13 protein-coding genes and 1 pseudogene are annotated in these 13,665 nt (G+C 72.6%); 2 read left to right on the top strand and 12 right to left on the bottom strand.

The window, feature by feature from the left end; translation table 11 throughout:
• Positions 1–136: 136 nt before the first annotated feature.
• From E8D37_RS18520 to flgN, 12 genes are all read right to left on the bottom strand, one after another.
• On the bottom strand, positions 137–601 hold the full coding sequence (locus E8D37_RS18520; protein WP_136571319.1) for a chemotaxis protein CheX: 465 nt from the start codon (positions 599–601) through the stop codon (positions 137–139).
• A complete protein-coding gene (locus E8D37_RS18525) occupies positions 598–990 on the bottom strand; it encodes a response regulator (protein WP_136571320.1) in 393 nt (130 codons plus the stop codon). Before E8D37_RS18525 ends, E8D37_RS18520 begins: the two co-directional genes overlap by 4 nt.
• A 1-nt stretch (position 991) precedes the next feature.
• Positions 992–1,885, bottom strand: a complete 894-nt coding sequence (locus E8D37_RS18530) for a protein-glutamate O-methyltransferase CheR (RefSeq protein WP_136571321.1) — start codon at positions 1,883–1,885, stop codon at positions 992–994.
• Complete coding sequence (locus E8D37_RS18535) at positions 1,882–3,216, bottom strand: chemotaxis response regulator protein-glutamate methylesterase (protein ID WP_136571322.1); 1,335 nt, start codon at positions 3,214–3,216, stop codon at positions 1,882–1,884. The genes E8D37_RS18530 and E8D37_RS18535 overlap by 4 nt, the downstream gene beginning before the upstream one ends.
• A gap of 100 nt (positions 3,217–3,316) precedes the next feature.
• Positions 3,317–4,951, bottom strand: coding sequence for a methyl-accepting chemotaxis protein (locus E8D37_RS18540; RefSeq protein WP_240770558.1), 1,635 nt, complete (start codon positions 4,949–4,951; stop codon positions 3,317–3,319).
• Positions 4,952–5,081: 130 nt separating this feature from the next.
• Positions 5,082–5,513 (bottom strand): chemotaxis protein CheW, encoded by a 432-nt coding sequence (locus E8D37_RS18545; protein WP_136571323.1) that lies wholly within the window; start codon positions 5,511–5,513, stop codon positions 5,082–5,084.
• A gap of 11 nt (positions 5,514–5,524) precedes the next feature.
• On the bottom strand, positions 5,525–7,915 hold the full coding sequence (locus E8D37_RS18550; RefSeq protein WP_136571324.1) for a chemotaxis protein CheA: 2,391 nt from the start codon (positions 7,913–7,915) through the stop codon (positions 5,525–5,527).
• A gap of 166 nt (positions 7,916–8,081) precedes the next feature.
• A complete protein-coding gene (gene csrA, locus E8D37_RS18555; protein WP_136571325.1) occupies positions 8,082–8,315 on the bottom strand; it encodes a carbon storage regulator CsrA in 234 nt (77 codons plus the stop codon).
• Between the two features lie 198 nt (positions 8,316–8,513).
• Positions 8,514–8,912, bottom strand: a complete 399-nt coding sequence (locus tag E8D37_RS18560; RefSeq protein ID WP_240770559.1) for a flagellar assembly protein FliW — start codon at positions 8,910–8,912, stop codon at positions 8,514–8,516.
• Between the two features lie 92 nt (positions 8,913–9,004).
• Positions 9,005–9,886, bottom strand: a complete 882-nt coding sequence (locus E8D37_RS18565) for a flagellin (protein WP_168929821.1) — start codon at positions 9,884–9,886, stop codon at positions 9,005–9,007.
• A gap of 5 nt (positions 9,887–9,891) precedes the next feature.
• Positions 9,892–11,280 carry a flagellar hook-associated protein FlgK gene (flgK, locus tag E8D37_RS18570; RefSeq protein WP_136571328.1) on the bottom strand — a complete coding sequence of 463 codons (1,389 nt, stop codon included), beginning with the start codon at positions 11,278–11,280 and terminating at the stop codon, positions 9,892–9,894.
• 4 nt (positions 11,281–11,284) lie between these two features.
• Positions 11,285–11,758, bottom strand: a complete 474-nt coding sequence (gene flgN / locus E8D37_RS18575; protein ID WP_240770560.1) for a flagellar export chaperone FlgN — start codon at positions 11,756–11,758, stop codon at positions 11,285–11,287.
• Between the two features lie 537 nt (positions 11,759–12,295).
• On the opposite strand from flgN, the gene E8D37_RS18580 reads away from it, so the two are divergent.
• Together E8D37_RS18580 and E8D37_RS18585 are read left to right on the top strand one after the other, a co-directional pair.
• On the top strand, positions 12,296–13,165 hold the full coding sequence (locus E8D37_RS18580) for a FliA/WhiG family RNA polymerase sigma factor (RefSeq protein ID WP_240770561.1): 870 nt from the start codon (positions 12,296–12,298) through the stop codon (positions 13,163–13,165).
• Positions 13,166–13,495: 330 nt separating this feature from the next.
• Positions 13,496–13,665 (top strand): annotated as a pseudogene (locus E8D37_RS18585) (flagellin); the annotation flags it as partial.

Raw genomic sequence — 13,665 nt, forward strand, 5'->3', positions numbered from 1 at the left:
TCGGAGGCAACTATTCCGCACCGCGTCCCGCGTCACACGGTCCGGTGGAAACGCCCCGGCGCCCGGCGCCCACCCCTCGGGGGCACCGGACGCCGCAGGACGTCGTGGAGCCGGCTCGCGCGTGCGCGAGCGCCGGTCAGGCCGCCTGCGTCCAGACGCTGACGCTCACCGGGTGGCCGGCCCAGTCGACCTCGACCCGGCACAGCTCCTGCTCCTCGCCGCCGGTGAACCGGCCGGTCACCGTGACCGGGAGGCCCAGGGACGACGGGGCGGGCACGAGGCTCTTCACGTTGCCGCCCACCACGTTGACGAGCTCGCCGACGGTGTCGTCGAGGTCGGCCTCGCTGACCTCGGTGACCATCAGCATCTGCTGGGCCATCCGCTCGGCGGCGTCCCGGCTGCACTCGACCACGACCTGGCCGGTCCACGAGCCCAGCACCGCGATCGTCGCGTGCACCGCGGCGTCGGCGGAGCCGTCCGCGGGCGGCGGCACGTCGCCGGCGTCCAGGAACGTCGCCCACACCTCGTCGGCGATGGTCTGCAGGTCCTCCACGGAGACGGGGTGCTCCCCCGTCGTCCACGGGTCGTCGATGGTGGTCATGCGGCGCTCCTCGAAGGGTCCAGGCCGAGGATGTCGAGCTTGTCGGCCATCGCCTCGGCGGTGAAGGGCTTGATGAGGTACTCGTGGGCGCCGGCCGCGAGGGCACGCACCACCTGGTGACCCTCCGACTCCGTGGTCACCATCATCAGCGTCAGGTTGCGCCACTCGGGGCGCTGCCGCGTGGACTGGACGAACGTCAGCCCGTCCATCACCGGCATGTTCCAGTCCACGGTGCACAGGGTCGGGAGCTCGTGCGGCTCGAGGCCGCCGAGCACGTCGAGCGCCTCCTGGCCGTCGCCGGCCTGGAGGATCTCGAAGCCCGCCTGCTGGAGCAGGCGGCCGATCATCATGCGCATCGCGCGCGAGTCGTCGACGACGAGGGCGCGCACGTCAGATCGCCCTCCGCGCGCCCAGCCCGGCGAGGCCGGCCAGCGGCGCGGTGCCGGTCGCCGGCGCTGCGGCGCCGGCGCCCTTCGGCCGGTTCACGGTGAACCGGCCGATCATGGTGCGGTCCCACGAGTCGTCCAGGCCCAGCGTCGTCTCGGCGCCGCCGAGGAAGAGGTAGCCCTGCGGGTCCAGCACCTGGCGGACCCGGCCGAGCACCTGCTTCTTGGTGGCGGCGTCGAAGTAGATGAGGACGTTGCGCAGGAACACGACGTCGAAGACCGGCATGGGCGGGTACGGCGCCGCCAGGTTGAGGGTCTGCACCCGCACCATCGAGCGGAGCTGGTCGTTGACCCGCCAGCCGGTGCCCTCGCGCTGGAAGTACTTCACCAGCATGGGCGCCGGCATGCCGCGGCCCACCTCGAGCTGGCTGTAGCGGCCCTCGCGGGTGCGGTCGACCATGCTCTGGGCGAGGTCGGTGGCGACGATCTCGACGCGCCAGCCGAGCGGCACGACGTGCTCGGCGGCCAGCATCGCGATCGTGTAGGCCTCCTGGCCCGAGGAGCACGCGGCCGACCAGATGCGGATCGTCCGGCTGTGGTTCGGGCGCTGCATGAGCTCCTGGAAGATCGTGCCGGAGAGCGCCTGGAACGGCTCGCGGTCGCGGAACCACGAGGTCTCGTTGGTGGTCATCGCCTCGACCACCTTGGCGGTCTCGCGGGCACCCTCGGGACGGCGCAGGCGGTCCACGTAGGCGTTGACGTCGGCGTCCCCCGCGGCCTGCGCGAGCGAGCGCAGCCGGGAGTCGACGAGGTACTCCTTGCCCTGCTCGAGGACGATGGCCGACTCGCGGCGCACCAGGTCGGCGACGAAGCGGAAGGCCTCGGCGGAGAGGGTCATGACAGGACTCCTGAGGTGAGGGTCGTGCGCGGCGAACCGGCGTGGCCCGACGGGGCCGTGAGCGAGGAGGAGGGGGTGCTGGACGTCCGGGAGGGCAGCAGGGGGCGGTGCTGCCGGACCCGGTCGACGATGGCCGGCGCGATCGCCGGGAGGGGCAGGACGTCGGCGGGGACCCCTGCGGAGAGGACGGCGCCGGGCATGCCCCAGACGACGCAGGTGGCCTCGTCCTGGACCAGGACGGACCCGCCGCCGGCGTGGATGCCGACCGTGCCCAGGGCACCGTCGGAGCCCATCCCGGTCAGCACGACCGCGAGCACGTGCTCGGCGCCCCAGGTCTCGGTGACGGAGCGGAAGAGGACGTCCACGGCCGGGCGGCAGTAGTTCTCCGGAGCTGCCTGGTCGAGCACCGTGGTCACGACGTCCCCGTTGCGGCGCAGGCGCAGGTGGTAGTCACCGGGCGCCAGGTCGACGGTGCCCGGGGCGACGCGCTCGCCGCCCGCGGACTCCCGCACGTGCAGCGGGACCTTCTGGTCGAGCCGGTCCGCGAACGCCTTGGTGAAGACCGGCGGCATGTGCTGGACGACGACCACCGGCACGGGCAGGTCGGCCGGCAGCCCCTCGAGGACCCGGGTGAGGGCCTCGGGCCCGCCGGTGGAGACCCCGATGGCCAGGACGTCGATCCGCGACCGTCCCGCGGCCGCTCCGGCCCGGACGACCGGCGCGGCCGGGGTGCGGCCGAGGAGGGCGTGCTCGCCGGCGTGGGCCGACGCGGCCTGCCCGGGAAGGGCCGGGTGGGCCGAGTGCGTCCCGTGCAGCGGCGAGCCGGAGCCCGGCTGGGTCGCGCGGCTGCGGGCGGCGTCCTCGCGGGAGGTGCCGGCGGGGCCGAAGATGCCCGGTCGCGGCACCGCGGGGGTGCTGCGGCGGCGGCCGACGAGGGCGACGACCTTGGGGATCAGCTCCTCGCGGACGGCGGCCATCGAGGCCTGGACCGAGCCGACGTTGGCCGGCTTCGTCACGTAGTCGCTGGCACCGAGCTCGAGGGCCTGGAGGGTGGCCTGGGCGCCGCGCTCGGTGAGCGTGGAGAACATGACCACGGGCAGCCGGATGCCGCGCTTGCGCATCTCGCCGAGGGTCGCGATGCCGTCCATCTCGGGCATCTCGATGTCCATGGTCACCAGGTCGGGCTTGAGCTGCTCCATCTTGGTGAGGGCCGCGACGCCGTTCACGGCGGTGCCCACGACCTCGATGCGCTCGTCCGCCGCGAGGACGTCGGTGACGAGGCGGCGGATGACGACCGAGTCGTCGACCACGAGCACGCGGATCTTGCTCATCGCACTCTCCTGGGGGCGCTGGGACGGTGGGGCTGGTCTTGCGGGGTGCTGCTCTTGCGGGGTGGGGGCCGCCGCCCGGCCGGGCCGGGCGGCGGTCGCCTCACAGGCGGAACTGGTTGACCAGTGCCCGCATCTCGCCGGCCATGCGGGCCAGGTCCGCTGCGGAGCCACTGGTGGCATCGGCAGCCGCCTGGGTGTCCTGAGCCGCACGAGCGACGCCGGTCACGTTGTCGGCGATCGCCGAGGAGCCCGTGGCCGCCTCGGCGACGCTGCGGCTCATCTCGTTCGTGGTGGCGGTCTGCTCCTCCACGGCGGAGGCGATGGTGGCCTGGGTGTCGTTGATCTGGCCGATGATCTCGGCGATCGTCGCGATGGCCGCCACGGCAGCCTCGGTGTCGGACTGGATCGCCTCGATCCGCTGGCCGATGTCCTCGGTCGCCTTGGACGTCTCCTGGGCCAGCTCCTTGACCTCGTTGGCGACGACGGCGAAGCCCTTGCCGGCCTCGCCGGCACGCGCGGCCTCGATGGTGGCGTTGAGGGCCAGCAGGTTGGTCTGCTCGGCGATCGAGTTGATGACCTTGATGACGTTGCCGACCTCGTAGGAGGACTCGCCGAGCTTGGCCACGGTGGTGTTGGCCGACTCGGCGGCCACCACGGCCTGGGCGGCGACGCCGGCGGCGTTGGTGGCGTTCTGGGCGATCTCCCGGATCGAGGCGGACATCTCCTCGGTGCCGGTGGCGACGGTCTGGACGTTGCGGCTGACCTCGTCCGCGGCGGCGGCCACGAGGCCGGCCTGCGAGCTCGACTCGCTCGCGGAGCCCTTCATCTGCGCCGAGACGCTGGAGAGCTGGTCGGAGGCCGAGCTGAGCGAGTCCGCGCCCGAGCCCATGCTGCGCAGGGTGGTCGACAGCGAGTCCAGCGTCCGGTTGAGGGCGCTGCCCAGTCGCCCGATCTCGTCGGCGGAGTCGACCTGGACGCGGGAGCCCAGCTCGCCGTCGGCGACCTGGTCGAGGACCAGGGCGGTGCGGGTCAGCGGGCGGCTGATCCGGCGCGAGATGAGGACCGCGAGGAACGCCGAGACGACCGCGGAGGCGACGAGGGTGAGCATCATCGTGAGCCGGGCGTTGCTGGCCGAGGTGTCGAGGCCCTCGGACGCGGCGGCGAGGCGCTCGTCGAGCACCGCCCGCAGCTCGTCCAGGGCCGCGTCGAGCTCGTGGTTGGAGTCGGTCACCGCGGTGACGCCGTCTGAGCCGGAGACGTTCTCGGAGCCGCCGGTCAGCGACAGCACGTAGTCGTAGTAGCCCTGGGAGCTGGTCTCGAGGGAGTCGACCTTGTCCGCCACCTCGGTGGGCAGCGTCAGCCCCTGGAGCATCGCGATGACGTCCTGGGCGCTCTTGACGTCGTCGATCGCGTCCGTGTTCGCGGTCTCCTGCTCACCGTCGATCAGGTAGCGGAACGCGTCCGCCTTGATCTCGGAGTTGCGGTTGTCGAGGTGGTAGAGCTCCGCGACCGCGAGGGCCAGGGTCGCCTGGTCGTCCTCCGCCTGCAGCTGCGAGCCGATGCCCACGCTGGTGGTGGCGAACAGGAGGACGGCGGGCAGGAAGGCCACGACGGTGAGCGCGGTGAGCTTGCGACCGACCGAGAGGTCCGCGAGGAACCGTCGTCGGGGAGCGGCGCCGCCGGCCGACGGCGGGGCCGTCGAGGAGGCGATCGGGGGATCGGCGAGCAGGGTCATGGTGGTGGTTCTCCTCGGGGAGCGTGACGACGTCACGGGCCGCCGGCTTCGCGCCGACGCTGGGTGGGTGGTGCGGAGCCGGCCCGGGACGACGTGCTGGCCGTCCCGGCCGACGGGGAAGGGGGGCGGCTCAGGCCGCGTCGAGCCCGCCGATGGCGCGGTGCGTGTCGAGCAGCAGCATCAGCCGCTTCTCGAGCTTGCAGACGCGCTCGACGACGGCACGGACGGCGGCCGGCACCGTCTCGGGCGGGGTCTCGAAGGAGTCGGCCGGCGGCTCGAGGACGTCACCGATCTCGTCGGCGACCAGCGAGACGGCGCTGCCGTCGGCGGTGCGGACCACGATGTTGACGGTCTTGCCGTCCGCGTCGCGGTCGACCATGCCGAGCCGGCGGCGCAGGTCGATCGAGGTGACGATCTGGCCTCGCAGGTTGAGCAGGCCGGAGACCTCCCGCGGCGCCAGGGGGACGCGCGTGACCTCCTGGGCCCGCAGCACCTCCTGGACGCTCTCGACCGGGACGCCGAACAGGTGCCCGCCGACGGTGAACGTGCAGAACTGGGACATCGGGGTGCTCCTCAGGCGGACCACGCCAGCGACGGCGCGGGGGTGAGTCGGGCCGCGATCGCGGCGATGTCGACGAGCTCGGTGACGTGCTCCTGGACGACGGCGGAGTCCGAGCCGCCGTTCTCGATGCGGACGGCGAGGTCCGACTCGACGATGTCGAGGATGTCGTCCACGACCACACCGAGGAGCTGGCCCTCGGAGCGGCAGACGACCACGCGCAGGGCGGAGTCCGGGTCGGCGAAGCCGCCGCCGGTGCCCAGCTCGTTGGCCAGCCACACCATCGGCAGGATCTGGCCGCGGTACTGCACGACCTCCTGCTGGCCGGCGCGCTCGACGCGGTCGGGCTTCATCTCCTCGAGGCGGTCGACCGCCGAGACCGGGATCGCCGCGCGCCGGCCCGAGCCGACGTCCACGACGAGGACGGAGGTGGACTCGGCCGCGCTGAGGTCGATGCTCGCCATGGACAGGTCCTCGCCGCTCTCCAGGTTCATGCCCGAGCTGCGGGCGATGGCGGTGACGTCGAGGATCAGCGCGACGGAGCCGTCGCCCATGATCGTCGCGCCGGAGTAGGTCGACAGCGAGCGCAGCTGGCTCGAGAGCGGCTTCACCACGATCTCCTCGGTGTCGAGGATGTCGTCGACGACGAGGCCGTACTCCTGGTTGTCGGCCTGGAGCACCACGATGTAGGTGGCGCCGGGCTCGTGCGGCTCGAGGCCGAGCTGCTCGCGCAGGTCGACGAGGGGCAGCAGCTTGCCGCGCAGCCGGTACACGGGGGCGCCGTGCACGGTCTCGATCGCGACCTTGGACTGCTCGGCGTCCAGGCGGACCAGCTCGAGGAGGTTCACCTGCGGGATCGCGTAGCGGTGCTCCGCGGAGGTGACGACCAGCGCGGGGATGATCGCCAGGGTCAGCGGGATGCGGACCCGGACCGTGGTGCCCTCGCCGTGGGCGGTGACGATGTCGATCGTCCCGCCGATCTTCTCGATGTTGGTGCGGACCACGTCCATGCCGACGCCACGGCCGGAGACGTTGGTGACCGCGGCAGCCGTGGAGAAGCCCGGCTGGAAGATCAGCTGGACAGCCTCGTGGTCGGAGAGACGAGCGGCCTTGTCCTCGGTGAGGAGGCCCTTCGAGACCGCCTTGGCGCGCAGCGCCGAGGGGTCCATGCCCTTGCCGTCGTCCGTGATCTCCAGGTTGACCTGGCCGCCCTCGTGGAACGCGCGCAGGGTCAGCGTGCCCTTGGCGGGCTTGCCGGCGGACGTGCGGTCCTCCGGGCCCTCGATGCCGTGGTCGATGGAGTTGCGGACGAGGTGGGTCAGCGGGTCGCGGATCGCCTCGAGGATGGTCTTGTCGAGCTCGGTCTCGCGACCCTCCATCTTGAGCTCGACGTTCTTGCCGAGCTGGACGGAGAGGTCGCGGACGACGCGGGGCAGCTTGCTCCACACGTTGTCGATGGGCTGCAGGCGCGTCTTCATGACGCCCTCCTGGAGCTCGCCCACGATGAGGTTGAGCCGGTGCGTGGTGTGGGCCAGCTCGGAGTTCTCCGTGGCCGCGGCACGCTGCAGCATCTGGTTGCGGGTGAGGACGAGCTCACCGACCATCGTCATGAGCGAGTCGAGGAGGCCCACGTCGACGCGGATGGTGGAGTCCGCCACGGAGCGGCGCGGCTCGCCGGTGCCCGGCTCGGCCGGCGCGGCGTCGTGGTGCTCCTCGACCGGGTCCGGCACGGCCTCGAGCGTGCGGGCCGGCTTGGGGGCCTCGGCCACGGGCTCGGCGACCGGGGCGGCGGGGGCGGCGGGCGTCTCGGCCACGGGCTCGGCGGGCGTCTCGACGGCCGGCTCCGCGGGGGCCTCCTCCGCGACGACCTCCGCGACGACCTCCGCGACGACCTCCGCGGGTGCCTCCGCGGGTGCCTCCGGCGCGGCCGTCTCGGCAGCGGCAGCGGGGGCGGCGACCTCGTCGGCGCTGCCGCCGTCGAGGACGTGCTGCACGCGGGCGACCAGCTCGGTGTAGGCCGCGCCGGCCTCCCCACCGTTCTGCTCGATGGTGGCCAGCAGGTCCCGGACGGCGTCGACGACGTCCAGGAGGATCGTCGTGATGCCCGGGGTCAGCGTCAGCTTCCCGTCACGCAGACGGGCCAGGAGGCTCTCACCGACGTGGGTGACGCTCTCCAGGGTGCCGAAGCCGAGGAACCCGCTGGTGCCCTTGATCGTGTGGATCGTGCGGAACACGCCGGACAGCAGGTCGCGGGAGGTGGGGTCCTGCTCGAGGGCCACCAGGTCCCGGTCCAGCTGGTCGAGGTTCTCGTGGCTCTCGATCAGGAACTCAGAGACGATGTCCTCGAGGCCGCTGAGGGCCGAGGAACCCGCGTCCGCGGGGTTGTCCTGGGACGAGTTGCTCATGTCTGTGGCTGCCTCTCGAAGTTCGCCGAAGTCCCAGGTCGATTCGGCAGAACGAGAGGTCGGCTGAGGAAAACCCCAGCCCAGCGGACCGCCCGGGACGGAAGCCCCGGGAGATCTCAGCGCCGGCGAGCGGCGCGGCCGCCGGACGTCGGCGGCGCAGCGTGCGTCAGCGCTTGTCGCGCAGCGCGCGGGCCAGGGAGGCGACCTGCTCCTCGCTGGCGGCGGCCGCGGCCTGGTTGCTCGACTCGAGCTCGGCCAGGAGCTCCGCGCGGTTGACGGCGACGGAGCGGGGTGCGTCGATTCCGATGCGGACGACGTCCCCCCGGATCTCGAGCACGGTCACGGTGACGTTGTCGCCGATGACGACGCTCTCACCGACACGGCGGCTCAGGACCAGCATGCAGGCGAGGTTACCCGGAAGTCGGGCGCGGTGCGCGACAACCCGGGCGCGGACACGTCACCGCTGTGTGAACAGTCCCGACACCCACTCCCCCGACGGTGTGCGGGCCCGGACGCACCGCGTCCCCGGTCGGCGGGCGCGCGGGGCGCCGGCCGACCGGGGACGCGGGTCGGGCAGGGGTGGTTCCTCCGAGGGCGCTCAGCCGAGCAGCGGCGTGGCCGTCGAGAGCGAGGCGTCGTCCAGGATGACCTGGGCCGCCTGGAGCGTGGTGCGGTTGACCAGCACCGGCGCGAGCAGGTTCGCGGTGGTGGCGGCCAGGGACTCGCCGGCCGTGAGCACAACGAGGAGCAGGACGTCGTCCGCCGACTCCAGCCCGAGCTCCTCCTGGGTCGCGTCGTCGACCAGCGGGGCGTAGTCGGGGAAGAAGCCGTGCGGCGGCACCACGAGGAAGCGGGTGTCGTCCTCGAGGGAGCGCAGCGCGGACAGGACGCCGTCGTCGTCCAGGGCGTCGAGCACGAACCGGCGGTGCCCGGGGAAGCCGGGCATGGGCCGGACCATGGTGATCACCGACTCGGTCGGCGTGGGGGTGGTCGTCACAGCGGTGGTCCTCCGGAGCGCGGGGGGCGTGGTCGTCCGGGTCTTCTGCGCGCCGCCCTCCGGTCGGTGCGGCACCCGGCTCGTCGTCGCGATCATCGCAGAAAGTCCACGAGGCTCGGCTGGACGACGCGCGCGGTCGAGGCGAGAGCGGCCTGGTAGGCCACCTGGCTGACCTGGAGGTCGACCATCGCGGCCGGCAGGTCGACGTCCTCGATGTCGGACAGGGAGATCTGTATCCCGTACACGGAGTCCCCGGCCTTGGTGACGGCCGCGTCCGCGCGGGAGTAGGTGGCGCCGACCCGCGAGATGACGTCGCGCAGCGTCGACATCCGGTCGCTGCTCTGGTCGATGGCGGCCCGGATGCCGGTGGTGTCGCCGGCGCGCAGGGCGGTGGACAGGGCGTCGAGCTCGTCGAAGACGGAACCGGCGCCGTCCCCGAAGACCTCCGGGCCCTCGACGTCCACCCGCACGCGGACGCCGTCGGCGACCGTGCGCTCCACGCCTCCCGGGGAGCCGATCCACGTGCCCGTGGCGTCGTAGGCCCGGGTCCCGCTGGTGACGCCGCCGAAGATCGGGCGGCCCAGGTAGGTGGCGTTGGCGTCGTCGAGCAGGGACGCCTTGATCTGGTCGATCTCGGCGGCCATCGCGTCGCGGCCGGCCTGGGAGGTGTTGTCGCTCGCGCCGCCGAGCGCGATCTCGTTGACGCGACGCATGCTGTCGTTGACCCCGGTGAGGGTCGACTCCACGTTGGAGAGCCACGACAGGCCGTCCTGCCCGTTGCGCACGTGCTGCTGGGCGCGGGCGAGCTCGGAGCGCATCCGCATCGACACCACGGTGTCGGTGGGGTTGTCCGAGGGCCGGTTGATGTTCTTGCCGGTGGCCATCTTCTCCTGGACGTTCGCCACGCGGTTGAGCCCGCCCTGCAACCCCGACATGGAGTTGCGCAGCATGATGTTCTGGGTGACCCGGAGCATGACCATCAGCGCACCAGCCCTGTCCTGTTGATGAGGGTGTCGAGCACGTCGTCGACGGTGCTCATGACTCGTGCCGCGGCCTCGTAGGCACGCTGGGCGGCGACCATGTCCACCATCTCCTCGTCGAGGTTGACGCCGGAGAGCTGCTCCTTGGCGGTGTCGACCTGGGTGGTGAGCAGCTGCTGGGTGTCGGTGAGCCGCTTGGCCGAGGAGACCTGGGTGCCCAGGCCGCTCACCAGCTGCTGGTAGGCCCGCTCCGCGTCGCCCGAGGCGCCGAGCTGGTCGGCGATGCTGCCGTCCAGCGTGCCGGAGGTGGAGGAGGCCACGACCTGGCGCTCGGTCACCGCGACCGACAGCGAGCCGGCCGGGTCCGTCGGGTCGTAGGTGAAGAAGTCGAGCCCGGCCGCGCCGTCCTGGTCGAAGCCGGAGGTGTGCAGCGCGTTGACGGTGTCGGCGAAGTCCTTCGCCACGGTCGCGAGGTCGTCCGCGTAGCCGGGGAGCGTGACGTTGAGCAGCTCGGTGGAGGCGCCGAGGGAGCCGGAGAGGTCCTGGGTGAGCGGCGTCGTGGTCGCGTCCAGGGTGATCTCGTAGCTGACGGGGCTGCCGTCGGCGGACCCGTCGGGGTTGATGCCCGAGGCGACCGCGAGGGTGCCGGCCTTCATCCCGTCGACGAGCTGGACACCGCCCACGCTCACGTCGAGGCCACCGTCGGCCCGCTCGGTGGCCGTGCCACCGGTGATGGTGGTGAGCTTCTTGGCGAGCAGGTCGCGCGTGTCGTAGAGCGAGCTCGTGTCGGTGCCGTCGAGGCGTCCCGCGTTGATCGCGCGGTTGGTGTCCGCGAGCTCGGCGGCGATCGTGTTCACGTCGTTGACGTGCCCCTGCACCGTCAGGCGCTGGGTCGCCTCCTCGGAGGTGATGTTGGCGGCCTGGGCGGAGAAGGCGTCGGCCACGGCGGCGCCGCTGGCGATGACCTGGCCGCGGGCGGCGGTGCTGCTCGGGTCGTTGGCCAGGTCGTCCCAGGTCGCGCGGAAGTCGGCCAGGGCCGCGGAGACACCGGAGTCGCCGGGCTCGCCGACCCCGCTCTCGACGCGGGCCAGCACGGTGGCGCGGGTGGACAGGTAGGACAGCTTGGCGTTCTCGGTGCGGGAGCGGGACTCCAGCAGCGAGTCCGACAGCCGGAGGACGCCGGCGGTCTTCACGCCGCCGTCGGGGCCGGTGTAGCGCGACCACATCGCGGGGACCGAGGGCGCGCCGATGGTCTCGCCGGTGACGCGGCGGCGGCTGTAGCCCTCGACGCCGACGTTGGCGACGTTGGAGGCGGCGTTGTCGATCGCCACGCGCTGGTAGCGCAGGGCGGACAGGGCCGACTGGAGGGAGGAGAGGGTGCCGCTCATGGCTTCACAGGCTCCCGTCGAAGAGTCGGGCGACGCGGTTGCCGCCGACGGCGTGGCCGTCGCTGGCGTAGCTGGTGGGCTCGTCGAGCTCGGCGAGGGCGGCGCGGGCCGCCTGCCAGCCGACGGTGAGCAGGTCGCGGTTGGTCTCGGCCATGTCGGTGAGCCGGTTGGTGGTCGCGGTGAAGGCCTCGCGGTGCTCGAGCAGGATGGAGCGCCACGGCTCCTCGCTGGCGTCGGCCAGGTCCTTGAGGGACGGCGAGGGGGCCAGGCCGAGGGCGGCGGCGGCCTCGTCGGCCGCGACGGCACGGAGGATCTCGGTCTGGCGGATCGTGTCCAGGACCGCCTCGACGTCGCTGGCGGCGCGAGCGAGGTGGTCCGACCGGTGGTTGGTGAGCAGCAGCTGCTCGACCTCCAGCCGGTAGAGCAGGGTGTCCAGCAGCTCGCGTTCGCGCCACAGGACGAGGGCCAGCTTCTCCACGCGGGGCTCCAGGTGTCATCTCGGGACGGCGGCGCCGCTCCCCTGTCCGGGGCCCGGCGGCGAGGCTCGGGGTCTCGCACACCGCCCATCGGCGTGGGTGAGGGTCACCTGAGCCGTTCCCCGGGCCGCGAGAGTCACGGGCCTGCCTCCACTGCTGCACTCCGCCGCCGCACCCCGCCCCCGCCTCCCGGCAGGCCCTCACCCTCCGCTCCCTGCGCCCGCGCGCGAGGGCGGGCCGGCATCCCCCTGGGTCCCGAGGAGACCGGGACGGGCCGTCGACGCTCGTCCGCAGGTCTCCCCGAACGAGCAAGGAACGAGCCCCCAGGAGCGTCCTGGAACCCCTGGAACAGCCCTGGAAGCAGGGGTTTCCGCAAGGTAAGGGGTTGGTTCGACAAGGTACCGACAAGGAAGGCCCAAGAGTCCTTCATCGGGGCTCACAAACGGTTGCGCAGGGTTCACAGTTCTCTTGTCGCCAGGTTCGAGGGACGAGCCCGGCGGAGGACACAGAACTTCCCCTGACACCCCGAGGAGCCGATCGTGACCCCCAGCGCACGCATCGTCGAGACCGAGCACACCACCGTCGTCCTGGACGACCAGGCCCGCGAGGCCCTGGCGGTCGACCACATGGCGCTCGTCTCCCACATCGTCCGCGAGACCATGGGCCGCGTCCCGGCCCACGTCTCCCGGGACGACCTGACCTCGGCCGGTCTCACCGCCCTGGTCAAGGCCGCCCAGGCCTACGAGGCCGAGCGGGGTGTCCCCTTCACCCGGTACGCCGCCTCCCGCATCCGCGGCGCCATCCTCGACGAGCTGCGCGGCATCGACTGGGCCTCCCGCTCCGTCCGCCGCCGCGGCCGCGACCTCGAGGCCGCCCGCTCCTCCCTCGCCGCCGAGCTCGGCCGGGCCCCCGAGGTCCACGAGGTCGCCGCCCGCGCCGGCATGTCGGTCGCCGACGTCGAGAACAACGACGGCGACGTGGCCCGCGCCAACGTCCTCTCCCTCCAGGGCTCCGAGGTCTCCTTCGAGGAGGTGCTCGTCAGCAGCACCCCCGAGCCGGGCCAGCTCGTCGAGCACCGCGAGCGCCTCGAGTACCTCGTCGACGCGATCGCCGAGCTCCCCGAGCGGATGCGCGTCGTCGTCCAGGAGTACTTCCTCGCCGAGCGCCCGATGGCCGAGATCGCCGAGACCCTCGGGGTCACCGAGTCCCGGATCTCCCAGATCCGCGCCGAGGCCCTCGTCCTCCTCCGGGACGCCCTCAACAGCGCCCTGGACCCCGACCTGGTCGCCGCGCACCCCCGCCCCCAGGGCTGCGCCGCCCAGCGCCGCTCGGCCTACTTCGCCGCCGTCGCCGCGCGCCACGCCACCGGCCGCACCCAGGGCCGCACCGCCGTCGCCGGCATCGCCTGAGCCACCGGCCGGCACTCACCAGCCACCGGCCCCGGCCGGTCGGACGGTCTCCCAGGACCGTCCAGCAGCACCATCCAGCACCATCCAGCACCATCCAGCACCATCCAGCACCATCCAGCACCATCCAGCACCCGCCGGCTCCCGCCGGCACAGCTGCTCCCGTCGTCATCGTCGACGACGTCCGCCTCTGTCACACCCGTGCACGCCACCGTCCCCCTCGGCGTCACGGCCCCAGGACACGCCTCACCCCTGCCCGCACCCGCGGGGAGGGGGCGGAGCAGCGCAGCCCATGGACGGGCTTCGTGACTCACTTCCAGGAAGGGAACCACCATGAGTCTTCGCATCAACACCAACGTCGACGCGATCAACACCTACCGCAACCTGCAGTCGACGCAGAGCTCGATGAGCAAGTCGCTGGAGAAGCTCTCCAGCGGTTTCCGCATCAACCGCGCCGCCGACGACGCCTCCGGCCTGGCCATCTCCGAGGGCCTGCGCTCGCA

Source organism: Nocardioides sp. GY 10127 (genome assembly GCF_004919085.1).
Taxonomy (GTDB): Bacteria; Actinomycetota; Actinomycetes; order Propionibacteriales; family Nocardioidaceae; genus Nocardioides.